Origin of the sequence: Nocardia sp. NPDC049737, assembly GCF_040674755.1 — a bacterium.
Taxonomy (GTDB): Bacteria; Actinomycetota; Actinomycetes; order Mycobacteriales; family Mycobacteriaceae; genus Nocardia.
Window position 1 is genome coordinate 37,346 of record NZ_JBFANH010000029.1, and the last position, 15,419, is coordinate 52,764.

The window sequence follows — 15,419 nt, forward strand, 5'->3', positions numbered from 1 at the left end:
TTTCCGATGGAGTTGTGTGATGCGGAAGAGCTCTGAGATTCAGACGATCTCACCGGTTCCCGCGCACCTGGACCTGGTGATCCGTGCGGAGCGGATCATCGGGACGACGGGGGAGACCGGCGGCTCGATCGGCGTGCGCGACGGCCGGATCGTGGCGATCGAGCCGCCGGACTCCACCCTGATCGCTGAAACGGTCGTCGAACTGGCCGCCGACGAGGTGCTGCTGCCCGGCATTGTGGATGCGCACGTGCACGTCAACGATCCCGGCCGTACCGAATGGGAGGGTTTCCCGAGCGCGACGAAGGCGGCCGCGGCGGGCGGTGTCACCACCATTATCGATATGCCGCTCAACAGCATTCCGCCGACCTGCGATCTCGCCGCGCTAGAGGTGAAACGCGAGACCGCGCGGGACCGGGTGTACGTCGATGTCGGATTCTGGGGCGGAGCGATTCCTGGAAATGTGGCAGATCTGCGCCGGCTGCAAGACGCCGGTGTCTTCGGTTTCAAATGCTTTCTGCTGCACTCCGGCGTCGACGAATTCCCGGCACTGGACGCCGGCCAGCTGGAACTGGCCATGCGGGAAATCCGCTCGTTCGACGGCTTGCTCATCGTGCACGCCGAGGACGCGCACGCTGTCGAACACGCGCCGATCCCACAGGGGGACAAGTACTCCGGCTTCCTGCGTTCGCGCCCGCGCGGTGCGGAGAATCTGGCCGTCGCTCGGGTAATCGAACTGGCCAGGTGGACGGGCTGCCGCGTGCACATTCTGCACGTGTCGAGTTCGGATGTACTGCCGATGATCGCGTCGGCCCGCCGCGACGGCGTCCGGATCACCGCCGAGACGTGTCCGCACTACCTGTCGTTCGCGTCGGAGGAGATTCCGGACGGTGCGACACAATTCAAATGCTGTCCGCCGATCCGCGAGAGCGGCAATCGTGAATTGCTCTGGGAAGGGTTGCGCGATGGCACCATCGATATGGTGGTCTCGGACCACTCGCCATCGACCGCCGACCTGAAGTGCTTCGACACCGGTGACTTCGCCAGAGCGTGGGGTGGCATTTCCTCACTGCAGCTCGGACTTTCGGCTGTGTGGACCGAAGCGCGACTGCGCGGATTCACTCTGGTCGATATCGCGCATTGGATGAGCCGAGCGCCCGCCGAACACGCGGGCCTGCGCTGCAAGGGCGCGATCGAGGTGGGCTACGACGCGGATTTCTGTGTCTTTGCCCCCGGTGACGCCTTCGTCGTCGACGTACATCGCCTGCATCACAAGAACGCCGTCACCCCGTACGCGGCCCGCCCCCTCGCTGGCGCGGTCCGCAGTACCTGGTTGCGCGGCAATCGAATCGATATCGATAACGAGCCGCAGGGGCGGCTCCTGGCCCGAGGAGAAGTATGACCGATCAATCCGCCCCCGCCTTCACCCGACTGCCCGATCTCGCCTCCCGCGCGCTGGCGGGCAGTGTGGTCTACGCCAATGACGAGTTGTTCGCCGAGCGGGAGAATCTGATCCGGCCCGGCCGTGCGGTTTTCAGCACCGAGGACTTCGGCCACAAGGGCAAGACCTACGACGGCTGGGAAACGCGTCGGCGTCGTGAGACCGGCAATGACTACGCGGTCGTCCGGCTCGGTGTGCCGGGCCGGGTGCACGGTGTCGTCATCGATACCTCCTGGTTCATCGGCAATTACCCGCCCTTCGCCTCGGTCGAGGCGACGAGTGTGGAGGGGCAGCCGTCCCCGGCCGAACTGCAGCGGGCCGAATGGGTGACATTGGTCGCGAAGTCGGATATCGCGGGCAATACCGACAACTTCTTCGAGGTCACCGACGACCGCCGCTTCACCCACATCCGGCTCTCGATCTACCCCGACGGTGGCGTGGCCCGCTTCCGTGTCCATGGAACGCCGCTGCCCGATCCCCGTTTTCTCAGTGGCACCGTCGATCTCGCCGCCCTGGAACACGGCGGTGACGTGGTCGACTGCTCCAATATGTTCTTTTCCGCCCCGACCAATATCCTGCTGCCCGGCCGGTCGCGGCAGATGGACGAGGGGTGGGAGGGTGCGCGTCGCCGCGATGCGGGCAATGATCACCTCACGGTGCGGCTGGGTGCGCGCGGGGCGATTCGGCGGGTGGAAATCGATACCTCGAATTATGTCGGCAATGCGCCGGGTTGGGCGGTGCTGCGTGGTGCGGATGCCGATTCCGGCGCGGACCTGAATGATCCGTCGTCGTGGACCGAATTGGTGCCGCGCACGCGGTTGCAGCCGGATGCGCGTCATTTCTTCCGGACGGGAGTCGGTGCGCCGGTCACCCACGTCCGGCTCGATGTGTACCCCGACGGCGGTGTGGCCCGGTTGCGGGTCCACGGCGAGATCGATCCCGAGACCTTGGTCGGCAACACCCTCGCCTGGCTCGCGGCTCTGCCCGAAGCACACGCACTTCAGGTACTCATCAGCGATGGGGGGCTGTCGCGTGACCAAGCACGGAAGCTGCTGGCGGAACGTCCCTTTGCCAGCCCCGATGCGGTGCCGTCGGCCGTGATCGACGCGTTGCTCGCGTTGTAGTCGCTGGTCGGGCGGACGATCGGAGCCCCCATCGATTGTCCGCCCGACCGGCTCGGCCCGCGTCCGAAAACCGCTGGCACATATCGACCGACTGATTTAGGTTCGGCCCCATGGTGCGTGCGAATGGGTCGGTCGAGCGGCAAGCCATTGTCGCCGCCGCCGTGACGGTGGTCCTGTGGGCTTCGGCGTTCGTCTTCATCCGCAGTGCGGGACACGATTTTTCACCGGGTGCGCTGGCGCTCGGGCGATTGCTCGCCGCATCGATCACGCTGGTGACAGTGCTGGTCATCCGCGGCGCGGGCCTGCCGCCACGGCCTGCGTGGCCGGGCATAGTGATTTCCGGGGTGCTCTGGTTCGGCGTCTACATGGTGGCGTTGAACTGGGGTGAGCGGAATGTCGATGCGGGGACCGCGGCGATGGTCGTCGGCATCGGTCCGGTGCTGATCGCGGTGCTCGGCGGATTGGTCCTGCGGGAAGGATTTCCGGCCCGGCTGATGGTCGGGCTGGTCGTGTCGTTCGCCGGAACCATCGTCGTCGGGCTATCGACCTCCGATGGCGGCGGCGCGGCGATGCTCGGTGTTGTGCTGTGCCTACTCGCGGCTATCGTCTGGGCCGCATCGACCGTCGCACAGAAGCCGGCACTCGCGAGCGCATCCGCATTGCAGGTGGTCACTTTCGGCTCGGTCATCGGAACCGTCGCGTGCCTGCCGTTCTCCTGGCAATTGGTCACCGAGGCCGCCGATGCACCGCTGTCGTCGACGCTGAGCTTGGTGTACCTGGGCGTTTTCCCCACAGCTTTGGCCTTCACTACCTGGGCCTACGCACTCGCCCGCACGACAGCCGGGAAAATGGGCGTGACGACCTACGCGGTCCCGGCGCTCGTCGTGCTGATGTCGTGGATCGCGCTGGACGAGGTGCCCGGCGCATTTACCATCCTCGGCGGTGTCCTTTGCCTGACTGGTGTCGCCGTTACTCGGTCCCGGTCGCGTGTTACTGCGTCCGTTGATCCGGAGCCCGTCGAACCTGCTCCGCGCTGAGGGCATGTGCTTGGCTGGTGTCGCCGTTACTCGGTCCGAGTTGCGTGTTACTGCGTCCGTTGATCCGGAGCCCGTCGAACCTGCTCCGCGCTGAGGGCATGTGCCTGGCTGGTGTCGCCGTTACTCGGTCCGAGTCGCGTGTTACTGCGTCCGTTGATCCGGAGGCGGCCGAACCCGCTCCGCGCTGAGGGCATGTGCCAGGCCTGTGTCGCCGTCACCCGGTCCCACTCGCGCCTTATCGCGTCCGTTGATTTGGAGGCCGCCGACCCGCTCCTCGCTGAGGGCATCGGTGTAGTCGGCCGAGTTGCGCGTTCCGCGTTGTGCGCGGCGGTCGCGGAGCAGAATCGACAGGCGTGAACACCGTTGACCCAACCGTGGACCTCGTGGACCGCGCACTGACCCAGATGGGTGAGGTCATCGCGGCGATCCGGCCGGAGCAGGCGACGCTGGCGACACCCTGTGTCGGCTGGAATGTACAGGCGCTCGTGCGACATGTCATCGGGCAGAGCCTGCGGAATTTCCTGGATTCGGCGCGTGGCGAGATCGCCGATTGGGCGGCGCCGCCCGCCGAGCTGAGCCCGAACTGGACGGCAGAGTACCGCGCGGCAGCCGCGCCAGTTCTCGATGTCTGGCACCGGGCCGACCTGGAACGCCCGGTTCCGGTACCGGGCGGCGCAGAAGCGCCGCTGCGCAGCCGAGCCGACCAGCAGATCACCGAATTGGCCATGCACACCTGGGATCTCGCCCGCGCGACCAACCAGACCATCGACCTCGACCAGGAAGTCGCCGAGTACGGACTTGCCTGGTCGCACAAGATGCTGCGCCCGGAATTCCGCGGACCGGATAAGGCTTTCGACCTCGAGGTGCCCGTACCGCCCGACGCTCCCGCATACGATCGGCTAGCGGGATGGTTCGGCCGGGATCCGTCTTGGAAGTCACCGGGGCCGCAGGAATGATCGGTAGCCACCCGAAGGTCGGGAGCACGCGCCTGGCGGTCTCGACCGCGCCGGCCGGGGCACACACGGCGAGGTCGTCGACCTGCGACGAATACCGTGTTGCGGGTGGGGCAGATACGCACAGAAGATCCCGGCGACTGAGAAGCGCCGCTCGCGGGTCGAGCTATCGAGGCAACACGACAGGCAAGCCGAGCGGCCCACGGTGCCGAAAACCAGAGCGCCACTGGATATCTCGCGGATCACACGCAAGCGTCGGAGCCCGGCCGTCCAGTAACAGCGTCTCCAACACGGCTCCGGAGATGGTCCGAACCAACGCGGCGCCGAGACATGCATGTCCGCCGTGCCCAAGTCCCAACTGCGGATTATTGCTGCGCGTGAGCTCGAGATCGTCCGGATTGTCGAAGATATCCGGATCGTGGTTTGCCGACGCCAGACACAACAGCACCGTGTCACCAGAGCAGATGGTGTGCCCCGCGATATCGAGTTCGGTGCTGGCGAATCTCGGCCCGGAAACCACCTGCGGCGATAGGTAGCGCAATAGTTCGTCCACCGCCGGTCGGGTATCGGACATGGTGGGCAGCACCGCGAGTTGATCCGGGTGAGTGAGCAGCGCCAGTGCGGATCCGGCGATCAGGTCGACGAGCACTTCGTACCAGACGAACAGCAGATAGAAGATCATCGAGGCCAACTCGTGCCCACTCGGCGAACCGGTCTCGGCACTCGAACGCACCAGCCGCCCGAGCACATTGTCGCCCCGCGCCCCCTCGATGGTCGCGATGACGATGGAGCGCATGGTCGTCAGCGTGTCACGAGCCCGCGGGGGAGTCGCGCTTTGCAGCAAAGTCGAACGCGCCCAACACAGTAACGCCTCGCGCTCCGGCGCTGCCAACCCGAGCAACTCGCCGAGCACGGTCGCGGGCAGCGCAACGGCGAACCGCTCGATGAGATCGATCGCGACGCCCGTCTCCACCCCCGACAGACAAGCCGACACCAATTCCGGTGCCGTGCGCGCCCATTCGGCGAGCCGTCGGGGCGACAACTCGGCGGTGACGGCCCGCCGTAGCCGAGCGTGGTCCTCCGGCTCGCTCTCCAGGAATCCGAGGTCCAACGGCGGCGGTACCACGAACCCGCGATAGTCCGTCTTCCCGGCATAGCGTGGTTGGGTAGAGAGCCGATTGTCGAGCAGTCCGGCTCGAACATCGGCGAATCGGGTTACCAACCAGGCGGGTGGGCCGTCCGGTGTCCGGACCCGATGCACCCCACCGTCCTCGCGCAATCGTCGCAGCGTGGGCCATGGATTCGCGGCGAACTCGGCATCGAAGATCAGCAAAGTCACGCCGCCATCATCCGGTGCTTTCCCCGCACGAGATCACAGCAACCCGCAGGTGTGGCGAAGGTCGCAGAATGTGCTGGTCATTTGGTCGGCGAGGTGCAAGGCTTAAGCGGTGACACATCCTCCGGATACCACGTCAGTCGCTGCGGATCCCGCGACCGACAAGCTCGACATCGCGGTTTTCAAGGTGGCAGGAGTGGTCGTGCTCGGCGCGATCATGTCGATCCTGGACATCACCGTCGTAACCGTCGCGATCCCCAAATTCCAGAACGAGTTCCACACCACCACCGCGATCGCGGCCTGGTCGATGACCGGCTACACCCTCGCGCTGGCCAGCGTCATCCCGTTGACCGGTTGGGCGGCGGACCGGTTCGGCACCAAACGGCTGTACATGCTCGCGCTGACGCTGTTCGTGCTCGGCTCGGTGCTGTGCAGCCAGGCGTGGAGTATGGAGACGCTGATCGCCTTCCGCGTCATCCAGGGTCTGGGCGGCGGCATGCTGATGCCGCTCGGCATGACGATCATGACCCACGCGGCCGGTCCGCAACGAGTCGGGCGGGTCATGGCGGTGCTCGGGGTGCCGATGCTGCTCGGCCCGATCTGCGGTCCGATCCTGGGCGGCTGGCTTATCGACAGCTACGGCTGGAAGTGGATCTTCCTGATCAATGTTCCGGTCGGGGTTGTCGCGCTCATACTCGCCTTCATTGTGTTCCCCGCGGATAACCCGGAGCCGTCGGAATCCTTCGACTTCCTCGGCATGCTGCTGGCCTCGCCGGGTCTGGCGCTGTTCCTGTTCGGCATCTCCTCGATTCCGGGTGAGGGCACGGTTGTCGCGGCCAAGGTGCTCATACCCGCCGCCATCGGCCTGGTGCTTATCGTGCTGTTCGTCTTCCACGCGCTGCGCACCGAACATCCGCTGATCGATCTGCATCTGTTCCGCAACCGGTCGCTGACCTTCGCGGTGTTGACCATGGTGCTGTTCGCGACCGCCTTCTTCGGAGCGGGCCTGCTGCTGCCGACCTACTTGCAGCAGGTGCGCGGCGAAACGGCCATGGCGGCCGGTCTGCTGATGGTGCCGCAGGGTCTGGGCGCGATGTTGACGATGCCGATCGCGGGCCGACTCGTCGACAAGATCGGTCCGGGCAAGATCGTGTTGACCGGTATCTCGCTGATCTCACTCGGCACGGTGTTCTTCGTGCAACTGAAGTCGGATACGTCGTATCCGTTCATGTTGGGCGCGCTGTTCGTGATGGGCCTCGGCATGGGCTGCACCATGATGCCGACCATGACCGCGGCGATCCAGACGCTGACCCACCAGCAGGTCGCGCGCGGTACGACGCTGATGAACATCATCAACCAGTCCGCCGGGTCCATCGGCACCGCGACGATGTCGGTGGTGCTCAGCAGCTTGCTGAACCGGCATCCGTTCGCCAAGCCGGCGATCGCGTCGAACTACGATCCCTCGATCGCGGCGCAGCTGCCGCCCGGTGCGGTCGAGACCGGATTGAGCCAGGCCGCGACGGCGTTCAGCCACACCTACATCGTGGCAGTGGTGCTCATGGTGCTGACCTTGGTGCCCGCGGCATTCCTGCCGCGCACCAAGCCGAAGTTGCCCGAGGTCGCGGACACGCCTGCGCTGGTGCACTAGCGGCAGGATCCGAGTTCGCCTGTGTACCAGGCGAACTCGGATTACGGGCGGTTCGCGTCCAGGAATTCCAGGACGAGCGGGCTCGCGGTGCTTCGGAATTCGTCGAAGTAGGCGTGCCGAGCTCCCGGGATCCACGCCAGCCGCGCATCCGGAATCCGTTCCGCGAGCAGCGGTGCGTTCGCAGCGGGATTGAACCGGTCCTCGCTCCCGTGCACGATCAGCGTCGGAACCGCGATATCGGCGAGCACATCCCATGCGTCGTGCCTATTGCTCGCGTAGAGATGTCTGCGCTTCGCGTAGGCGGGCATGCTCGGATCGCCGAGGGTGTTGAACGGTCCTGCGGCGCTCGCCAGATGCTCCGGGGTATACATCAGTTCCAACAGCGCCCGCCGCGCGGCGACCTGATCGGGCTGGGCCAGTGACTTCCGTACCTCGGCGTCCCGCTCGACCGCGTGGCGTCCACCAGGTGAGGTGCAGCCGAGCACCAACGTACGCACCCGATCCGGGAACCGCGCGACCAGCCACTGCGCGACCCGACCACCCATGGATGTGCCGTACACCGCGGCCTGCTCGATGCCGAGCTCGTCGAGCACCGCGATCGCGTCTTCGGCGAGTCCGAGGGTGCTGTACGGGATATCCGGCTTATCGCTGTCTCCGGTGCCGCGATAGTCCAGTGAGACGGTGCGATACGCGGTCTCGAAGTCGGCGCGAACTCCATCCCACCAATGATGGTTATTGGCCTGCCCGGCGAGCAGCAGCAGCGGCGCACCCGCACCGCCGGTCTGATAGGCGATGCGGACGCCATCCGCGGCCTTGGCATGCGGCACGTCGAACTCCTCAGCTGTAGAGCGCGACGAAACGCTCCAACGAGCGTTCGATATCGCCCTTCAGCGCCCGCGCGACCCCGGAACCGATCGGGCCGAACAGTGGCGCGCCACCCAGATCGATATCGACGGTGACCTCCGAGCCCGCACCCTTCGCGGCAACGAGCAGTTCCAGCTTGAATTTGGTACCGCCCTTGCCCGCGCCGCTCAAGGCGAGTCGGCGCGGCGGTTCAGCGGCCTTGACCGTCCACGTGACCCGATTGCGCAATCCTTTGACCGATGCGACACCGACCAGTTGGGTACCGACGGTCAGCTCGGCGGGCACCTCGTTGCGCCACGCCTCGTGCATGAGCAGCCATTTGTCGAGTTCGGTCAGGTTGGAGGTATGCGACCAGGCCTCCTGCGGGGAAATCGGCACGTCGACGGACACCTTCAGCTTTGCCATTCGCGCATAGTATCCGGTACCCGCGGTTCGCTATTTATGGCATTCGGTCATACCGATCGGGTGGTAAGCGAAATCCATGGGGGCGCTAGCAGTTCGAGGAATCGGAATGTGGTCCTCGGTTCGAGAGAGACTTCCGGGCGATGCTGCTACTGTGGGCGGGTCGTCGGGTGCCGAGCTACTTATCGGCTCGATCCGCGCGGTAGGTGATTCTTCGAATCACTTGCCCTGCGGGCACTCTGGGGTTGGTGCCGCTGTCGATGTGGCCGCATTCGACGAATGTTGATCCTGGTCGGCGTCGCGAGGAAGGCAAGACAACGCGCAGTGACACCGGCTGTCGCAACGACGAGAGAGCTGATGAATCAAGATATCGCCGTGGTGCTTTCATGGATCCTCGCCCCCGCTCTCATTATTGCGGTGGCGGCGGCGTTGTATGTAGCGCAATACGCGAAACAACAGAAGATCCGCGCCGACGCCCTCAATAGAGCTAATCGGGCGCAAGAGGAAACCCTCGAGCACTTCGCCGGCCAGACACTGCCGGCGATGACCGAGGCGGTGCGCCGCTTCGAGGCACCGGTCTCGGCCATCGAGGTGCCGACGGGTCAGGAGAATTCCCGGTTCGTCCAGTGCCTGCAATGGATTTCCGAGCGTTACGCAGATGACCTGCGCCTGGTGCAGTCCGAGGCGCACGAGCAAGCCGCGCGCGAGGCCGAGGAAAAAGCGCAGCAGGCGATCAAGGCGACCGAGGAGGGCACTCGCGCCGAGATCGAATCCGCCTCGCGGGCCGCGACCAGTGCGGCGGTGCGCTCCTTCGGAACCTCCGTGGTCAGCCTCGGCGCGGATGTCAGTCAGGTGGTGAGCGCCGCGCTGCGCGAGCACCGTGACGACGAGGTCTACGCCACCCTGACCCGCATCGACCACACCGTGCAGCAGATGCTGCGGCAGGCGCAGTCGTATGTGATCGTCTGTGGTGGTCTGCCGGGTCGGCGCTGGCCCGCCCAGTCGCTCACCGATGTGGTCGGCGGCGCGATCGGGCGTGTCCGTGACTACCTGCGGGTGCGGGCCAACCAGCTCGACCGCATCGTCATCAGCCGCGCGGTGGAACCGCTCGTGCACACCCTGGCCACCCTGCTCGACAACGCGCTGCGCTACTCCCCGCCGACGTCGTATGTGGATGTGAGCTTCCAGGAGGGCCACCACGGCGTCACCGTCATCATCGATGATGCCGGTGTGCGGATGAACGCGGAGCAGATGGAGGAGGCCAGGCAGGTACTCGCCAACGAGCGCCCGATCGACATCCACCAACTCGGCCCGTCCCCGCGCGTCGGTTTCCCGGGCATCGCGGCACTGGCCCGACGCTACGGGTTCACCGTCTACATCGATGGCCCGAACGTCTACGGCGGTATGCGGGCGATGGTCTACATCCCCGAGGCGCTGCTGGTCACCGCGGTGACGAACGCCGAGCCCGCCTTGCCCGCCGTCAACCCGGCCCCGGAGCCCGTGCCGACCGCTGTCGCCGAGGATAAGCCCTTCGAATTATCCCCGGTTCCGGTCTTGGCAGGGGTGAGCGAACAACCCGCCGAGAACGAGGACTTCGCTGTGCACGAGATCACCAGTGGCGGCCTACCCAAGCGACGCCGTCGGGCGGTGTCTTCGGTGCCGGCTCAGACCGGCACCGAATCCGAAGCGGGACAGGCTCGTCCCGAAATCGCTTCCGCCTGGCAGATGGGTTCCAAGAGCGGCCGCGAGGCTGCTGCCTCCGATAACAGCGAAGGGATGTCATCCTGATGAGCACACCGGTGACCGACAGCAGCAATAGGCTGGGTTGGCTACTCGAGGATCTCAGCAACGTTCCCGGCGTCCGGTTCGCGGTGCTGCTGTCCGACGACGGGCTGCGGATCGCGCATTCCGACGGTGTCAATAAGGATGATGCCGAGCGTTTCGCCGCGGCTGCCTCGGGTCTGCGCTCACTAGGTAAAGCGCTCGGCGAATTCTGCGGTGGCCTAGACAATGGTGTGCGCCAGAACATGACCGAATACGACCAGGGCATGATCCTCATTACCGCGGCGGGTGAGGGTGCGCTGCTCGGTGTTTCGACGACGCCCGAGACCGATATCGGGCTGGTCGCGCACCGCATGAACGAACTCGCCGGGCGGGTCGGGCACGAGTTAGGCGCCCAGCCGCGCGGAAGGGTTGAGGGCGGCTTGACGTCATGACGAGGTCCCGGCGAGATCCCGACTTGGTCCGGGCCTACGTGCGCACTGGCGGGCGAATCCGTCCCAGTCGTGAATTGGACCTGGTCACCCTGGTCGTCGCCGCCAAAGATCCGGCACCTGGTGCGACACCCGATGCGCGCCAGGTGCTGAACCTGTGCAGCCGTCGCAGCGCCCTGTCCATCGCCGAGATCGCCGCCTATCTCGACCTGCCGCCCTCGGTGGTGAAGATCGTCGTAGCCGATCTGCTGGACAGCGATCACCTGGCCACTCCGACCCCGGCCGAAGTCATGCCGGAGATCACCCTGCTCGAGGAGGTACTCAATGGGCTCCGCGCTCTCCCGGCCTGAGCGCACTGTCGACTATGTGCCGGAGACCGTGACCCGGTCGGTAAAGCTCTTGGTGGCAGGCAATTTCGGTGTCGGCAAAACGACATTCGTGAACAGCGTTTCGGAGATCCGGCCGCTGCGCACGGAGGAGACGATCACCGAGGCCAGTGTCGGCGTCGACGATATGGCCGGATTACCCGGCAAATCGCAGACGACCGTGGCGATGGATTTCGGCCGTATCACGCTGAATCCCACGCTCGCGCTCTACCTTTTCGGGACGCCGGGGCAGCGGCGTTTCGTCCCGCTGTGGGAGGAGCTGGCGCGCGGTGCGCTCGGCGCCCTGGTCCTGGTGGACACCCGGCGCATCGAGAAGGCCGACGAGGTGTTGTCCGTGCTCGAGGAGCGCGGGGTGGCGTATTCGGTTGCGGTCAATCAATTCGAAGGCGCAAAGCGCTATCCGCTCGAAGAGATCCGGGACGCACTGGATCTCGCGCCGGATACTCCGCTGACCTCGCTCGACGCGCGCCAGCGCAGCACCTGTCTGCGGTCGCTGATCACGCTCGTCGAGTTCCTATTCCATCGCCAGGAGTCCCGGAAGTAACCGACGCATTGTCTAAAGCTAGAAACCAGCCCGCCTCCGTCGCGTTCGGTTCGCCGATCGATACCGATGGCCCGCGCGTAGCGCTCTACTCCGAGGAGTACGCGGCAGATCCGCACCGCGCGTACCGGGAAATGCGCAGCCAGTACGGATCTCTGGTGCCGATCGACCTTTCGCCCGGTGTACCGGCCACTTTGGTGATCGGCTATCACACCGCCGTACGAATTCTCAACGATCCAGACCACTTTCCGGCGGATCCACGCACCTGGCAGCGAGATATTCCCGGCGAATGCCCGGTGCTACCGATGCTGGAATGGCGGCCGAATGCCTTGCGCAGCGCGGGAAATGAGCATTTGCGCTATCGACAGGCAAATGCGGTAAGCCTCGCCGAAGTCGATCTACACGCGCTGCATGCCGTCGTCGAACATGCCGCCATCCCGCTGATCAATGCCTTCTGCGGTGATGGTGCGGCCGATCTGATCAGCCAATACGCATTTCCGCTTACCTTCCAGGTGCTCAATGACCTGCTCGGCTGCCCGCCGGAGATCGGCCAGCAGGTTGCCACCGGGATGGCGGCCATCTTCGAAGGTGTGAATGCCGATAAGGGCAACGCGATGCTCACCGATGCGCTGTTCGAGCTCGTCACACTGAAGCGCAGCGTCCCCGGCGACGACATCACCTCGCGGCTGATCGCGCATCCGACCGTGCTCTCGGACGAGGAGATGATCCACCAGCTCGTCACCATCTACGGTGCGGGCATCGAACCGCAGCAGAATCTCATCACCAACACACTGCTGCTGATGATGACCGACGACCGATTCGCGGGCAACGTGCACGGCGGAAGTCTTTCCACCCGTGACGCACTCGACGAAGTGCTGTTCACCGACCCGCCGATGGCGAACTACTGCGTCTCCTACCCGAGACAGCCGATCCTGATCGACGGCGTCTGGCTGCCCGCACATCAACCGGTCATCATCAGCATGGCCGGATGCAATAACGATCCCGCCATCGGGGTGAGCGAATTCGGGCCCAACCGTTCGCATCTGGCGTGGAGTGTGGGTCCGCATTCCTGCCCGGCGCGGTCGGTCGCCTATCTCATCGTCCAGGACGCCATCGACCAACTGCTCGACGCACTTCCCGAAATGCGTTTGGCGACAGAGCCCGAACAACTCGGCTGGCGCCCTGGCCCGTTCCACCGGGCCCTGGTATCGCTGCCCGTCACCTTTCCCAAATCCCCTCCGCTGGTAATCCTTTAAGGAGATCTGTGGCGCAACAACCTACTACCCTGGATCTGACGGGAACCGATATCCAGGGCGAATCCGTACGCTTGCGTGAGCGTGGGCCGGTGGCGCTGGTGGAATTGCCCGGCGGTGTGCGGGCCTGGTCGGTGACCGATGCCGGGCTGCTCAAGCAGCTGCTCGTCGACGCGCGGGTGTCCAAGGATGCGAGCCAGCACTGGCCGGCCTTCATCAATGGCGAGATTCCGCAGGACTGGCCACTTTTCCTGTGGGTCGCGGTGAACAATATGTTCACCGCCTACGGTGCGGACCACAAGCGGTTACGCAAGTTGGTCGCGCCCGCATTCACCCATCGGCGCACCGAGGCGATGCGCGGGCAGATCGAGCGGATCACCGAGGAACTGCTCGCCGAACTCGCGAAGACGCCTGCGGGCGAATCGGTCGATCTGCGTGAGGGTTTCGCGTATCCGCTGCCGATCCAGGTCATTTCCGAATTGATGGGTGTGCCCGCAGAACTCAATCCGGGCCTGCGCAAATGCGTCGACGGAATATTCGACACCTCGCTCGGTCCAGCGGAGTCGCAGGCGAACTATATGGAGATGTATCGGATCCTGGGCGAGTTGGTGGCGTATCGACGCGACCATCCCGGCGACGATATGACGAGTCTGCTGATCTCACACCGCGATGAGGACGACGGGTCCCAGCTCACCGAGCAGGAGCTGATCGATACGCTGCTGCTGGTCATCAGCGCCGGGCACGAGACCACGGTCAACCTGCTCGACCAGGCGATCTTCGCGCTGCTGACCAATCCGCAGCAGCGGGCGACGGTTGTCGAGGAACGGGCGACCTGGGCCGATCTGGTCGAGGAGGCGCTGCGGTTCGAGGCGCCGGTCGCACATCTGCCGCTGCGGTTCGCGGTCGACGATATCGAGATCGACGGGGTGCATATCGCCAAGGGAGAGCCGATTCTCGCCTCGTATGCGGCCGCCAACCGTGACCCGAAAGTGCATGGTGACACCGCCGATCAATTCGATGTGTCCCGAGACAGTAAGGACCACTTGGCGTTCGGTTACGGCGTGCACCATTGCTTGGGTGCGCCACTGGCTCGGCTCGAGGCGCTGGTATCGTTGCCCGCGATCTTCGCGCGGTTTCCGAATATGCGGCTGGCAGCGGATCCGTCCGAGTTGGGGACGGTGGCCAGCTTCATCTCCAACGGGCATGCCAGGCTGCCGGTTACGCTGGATTAGTCCACCTGAAAAGCCGGGCCCCCTTCCGATTTCGATCGGGAGGGGGTTCGTGTCTTTCCTGGGTCAGCTCGATGCGGCCCTCTGATTGCTTCAGCTACCCTGCACCAGAGAAATTGACGGCGATCGGGGGATGATATTGACGCAGGGGTCATCGTCGAAACAGGTCGAACTCATCGGTCCGGTTGCGGGTGTGCTGGCGTATTCGATCGCCGGCGGCCTCATACTGACCGGGCCGATCTTCGCGCTGACCGGTGAGTCGTTGGCCAGTGGTCTGTGTCCGGGAATCCTCACACTCCCAATCGGAATCGGTATCGCATTCAGCACCTACGAGTGGCGGCGAACCGAGAAGCGATTCCGGATCGCCGGGGTCGCGGCGACAGCGGAGATCATCGCCGTCCACCGGATAATCCCTGGCGGCGAAAATCAGGACACCGCCGAACTGAGGGTGCGGATCAGCGGCCGAGAAATCGAACCGTTCGACGCGGACTGCGAGGTACCGACCGGCAGTCGGCCACCGCAGGTCGGTGACCGACGCAATGTGGTTGTCGATCCGTCCGACAACACCTTCGCAATCGGCTATGACCACCTGTTCCAGCAGGATTGATCGCCTGAGCAGGTCCATGATTCATTTCACGGGGATCCCAGGTCGGCCAATCACCCGCACGGCCCCCAGCAGTGATCCGATAAGTCTCCGGCCGCTGATCGAGCAGTCCCCGGTCGATTAGTTCGTGCACCCGCCCGACCACGAACCCGATGGCGGCCGGATCGGTGGCCAGGGGGCCATCGATCAGCAGACAGGCCAGGCCGTGGACCGTCGACCAGGCGGCGATTTCGGCACCGGGCCTGCGTTCCGGGTCCAGCAGTCCGGCCGACTGTGCCGATCCAGTGCGCGGCCGAGGGATCGCAAATCAGCGGATATGTTGACAGCGGTCACATGGGGTCACATACTCGAAGATGTGACCAGTGGTTACTTTACGGTCGCTTCGTTGTCG

Annotated in this window: 15 protein-coding genes; 12 read left to right on the forward strand and 3 right to left on the reverse strand. The window is 65.0% G+C overall.

What is annotated here, in order from left to right:
* Positions 1-19: 19 nt before the first annotated feature.
* The 4 genes from allB (at position 20) to AB0J47_RS32250 (ending at position 4,555) form a co-directional block, all read left to right on the forward strand.
* Entirely contained in the window at positions 20-1,399 is a 1,380-nt protein-coding gene (gene allB, locus AB0J47_RS32235; protein WP_364354709.1) for an allantoinase AllB, read from the forward strand.
* Positions 1,396-2,562: an allantoicase gene (gene alc, locus AB0J47_RS32240; protein ID WP_364354712.1), complete on the forward strand. Its 1,167-nt coding sequence runs from the start codon at positions 1,396-1,398 to the stop codon at positions 2,560-2,562. Before allB ends, alc begins: the two co-directional genes overlap by 4 nt.
* A gap of 110 nt (positions 2,563-2,672) precedes the next feature.
* Positions 2,673-3,599 (forward strand): DMT family transporter, encoded by a 927-nt coding sequence (locus AB0J47_RS32245; protein ID WP_364354715.1) that lies wholly within the window; start codon positions 2,673-2,675, stop codon positions 3,597-3,599.
* Between the two features lie 353 nt (positions 3,600-3,952).
* A complete protein-coding gene (locus tag AB0J47_RS32250; RefSeq protein ID WP_364354718.1) occupies positions 3,953-4,555 on the forward strand; it encodes a TIGR03086 family metal-binding protein in 603 nt (200 codons plus the stop codon).
* A 163-nt stretch (positions 4,556-4,718) separates the two neighbouring features.
* Here AB0J47_RS32250 and AB0J47_RS32255 read toward each other — a convergent pair whose 3' ends face one another.
* A complete protein-coding gene (locus AB0J47_RS32255) occupies positions 4,719-5,891 on the reverse strand; it encodes a cytochrome P450 (RefSeq protein WP_364354721.1) in 1,173 nt (390 codons plus the stop codon).
* Positions 5,892-6,000: 109 nt separating this feature from the next.
* Between AB0J47_RS32255 and AB0J47_RS32260 the strand changes: the two genes are divergently transcribed.
* The gene (locus AB0J47_RS32260; protein WP_364354724.1) at positions 6,001-7,536 is read left to right on the forward strand and encodes a DHA2 family efflux MFS transporter permease subunit; all 1,536 of its coding nucleotides are present in this window, start codon (positions 6,001-6,003) and stop codon (positions 7,534-7,536) included.
* A gap of 41 nt (positions 7,537-7,577) precedes the next feature.
* Here the strand turns inward: AB0J47_RS32260 and AB0J47_RS32265 are convergent, their stop codons facing one another.
* Positions 7,578-8,363, reverse strand: coding sequence for an alpha/beta fold hydrolase (locus AB0J47_RS32265; RefSeq protein ID WP_364354727.1), 786 nt, complete (start codon positions 8,361-8,363; stop codon positions 7,578-7,580).
* 10 nt (positions 8,364-8,373) lie between these two features.
* The gene (locus tag AB0J47_RS32270; RefSeq protein ID WP_364354730.1) at positions 8,374-8,805 is read right to left on the reverse strand and encodes an SRPBCC family protein; all 432 of its coding nucleotides are present in this window, start codon (positions 8,803-8,805) and stop codon (positions 8,374-8,376) included.
* Positions 8,806-9,159: 354 nt separating this feature from the next.
* Between AB0J47_RS32270 and AB0J47_RS32275 the strand changes: the two genes are divergently transcribed.
* From AB0J47_RS32275 to AB0J47_RS32305, 7 genes are all read left to right on the forward strand, one after another.
* Positions 9,160-10,590, forward strand: a complete 1,431-nt coding sequence (locus tag AB0J47_RS32275) for a sensor histidine kinase (protein ID WP_364354733.1) — start codon at positions 9,160-9,162, stop codon at positions 10,588-10,590.
* Positions 10,590-11,018, forward strand: a complete 429-nt coding sequence (locus tag AB0J47_RS32280) for a roadblock/LC7 domain-containing protein (protein WP_062987265.1) — start codon at positions 10,590-10,592, stop codon at positions 11,016-11,018. The genes AB0J47_RS32275 and AB0J47_RS32280 overlap by 1 nt, the downstream gene beginning before the upstream one ends.
* A complete protein-coding gene (locus AB0J47_RS32285) occupies positions 11,015-11,365 on the forward strand; it encodes a DUF742 domain-containing protein (RefSeq protein ID WP_364354738.1) in 351 nt (116 codons plus the stop codon). Before AB0J47_RS32280 ends, AB0J47_RS32285 begins: the two co-directional genes overlap by 4 nt.
* The gene (locus AB0J47_RS32290) at positions 11,340-11,945 is read left to right on the forward strand and encodes an ATP/GTP-binding protein (RefSeq protein ID WP_364354741.1); all 606 of its coding nucleotides are present in this window, start codon (positions 11,340-11,342) and stop codon (positions 11,943-11,945) included. Before AB0J47_RS32285 ends, AB0J47_RS32290 begins: the two co-directional genes overlap by 26 nt.
* 8 nt (positions 11,946-11,953) lie before the next feature.
* Positions 11,954-13,198, forward strand: coding sequence for a cytochrome P450 (locus tag AB0J47_RS32295; protein ID WP_364354744.1), 1,245 nt, complete (start codon positions 11,954-11,956; stop codon positions 13,196-13,198).
* Between the two features lie 8 nt (positions 13,199-13,206).
* The gene (locus AB0J47_RS32300; RefSeq protein ID WP_364354747.1) at positions 13,207-14,427 is read left to right on the forward strand and encodes a cytochrome P450; all 1,221 of its coding nucleotides are present in this window, start codon (positions 13,207-13,209) and stop codon (positions 14,425-14,427) included.
* Between the two features lie 130 nt (positions 14,428-14,557).
* Complete coding sequence (locus AB0J47_RS32305) at positions 14,558-15,031, forward strand: hypothetical protein (protein WP_364354750.1); 474 nt, start codon at positions 14,558-14,560, stop codon at positions 15,029-15,031.
* The last annotated feature ends 388 nt before the right edge of the window (positions 15,032-15,419 follow it).

Excerpts from the sequence above, each read along its gene's own strand:
- allB (WP_364354709.1), top strand. The coding sequence starts at position 20 with ATGCGGAAGAGCTCTGAGATTCAGACGATCTCACCGGTTCCCGCGCAC.
- alc (WP_364354712.1), top strand. The coding sequence starts at position 1,396 with ATGACCGATCAATCCGCCCCCGCCTTCACCCGACTGCCCGATCTCGCC.
- AB0J47_RS32245 (WP_364354715.1), top strand. The coding sequence starts at position 2,673 with ATGGTGCGTGCGAATGGGTCGGTCGAGCGGCAAGCCATTGTCGCCGCC.
- AB0J47_RS32270 (WP_364354730.1), bottom strand. The coding sequence starts at position 8,805 with ATGGCAAAGCTGAAGGTGTCCGTCGACGTGCCGATTTCCCCGCAGGAG.
- AB0J47_RS32275 (WP_364354733.1), top strand. The coding sequence starts at position 9,160 with ATGAATCAAGATATCGCCGTGGTGCTTTCATGGATCCTCGCCCCCGCT.
- AB0J47_RS32280 (WP_062987265.1), top strand. The coding sequence starts at position 10,590 with ATGAGCACACCGGTGACCGACAGCAGCAATAGGCTGGGTTGGCTACTC.
- AB0J47_RS32285 (WP_364354738.1), top strand. The coding sequence starts at position 11,015 with ATGACGAGGTCCCGGCGAGATCCCGACTTGGTCCGGGCCTACGTGCGC.
- AB0J47_RS32290 (WP_364354741.1), top strand. The coding sequence starts at position 11,340 with ATGGGCTCCGCGCTCTCCCGGCCTGAGCGCACTGTCGACTATGTGCCG.
- AB0J47_RS32305 (WP_364354750.1), top strand. The coding sequence starts at position 14,558 with ATGATATTGACGCAGGGGTCATCGTCGAAACAGGTCGAACTCATCGGT.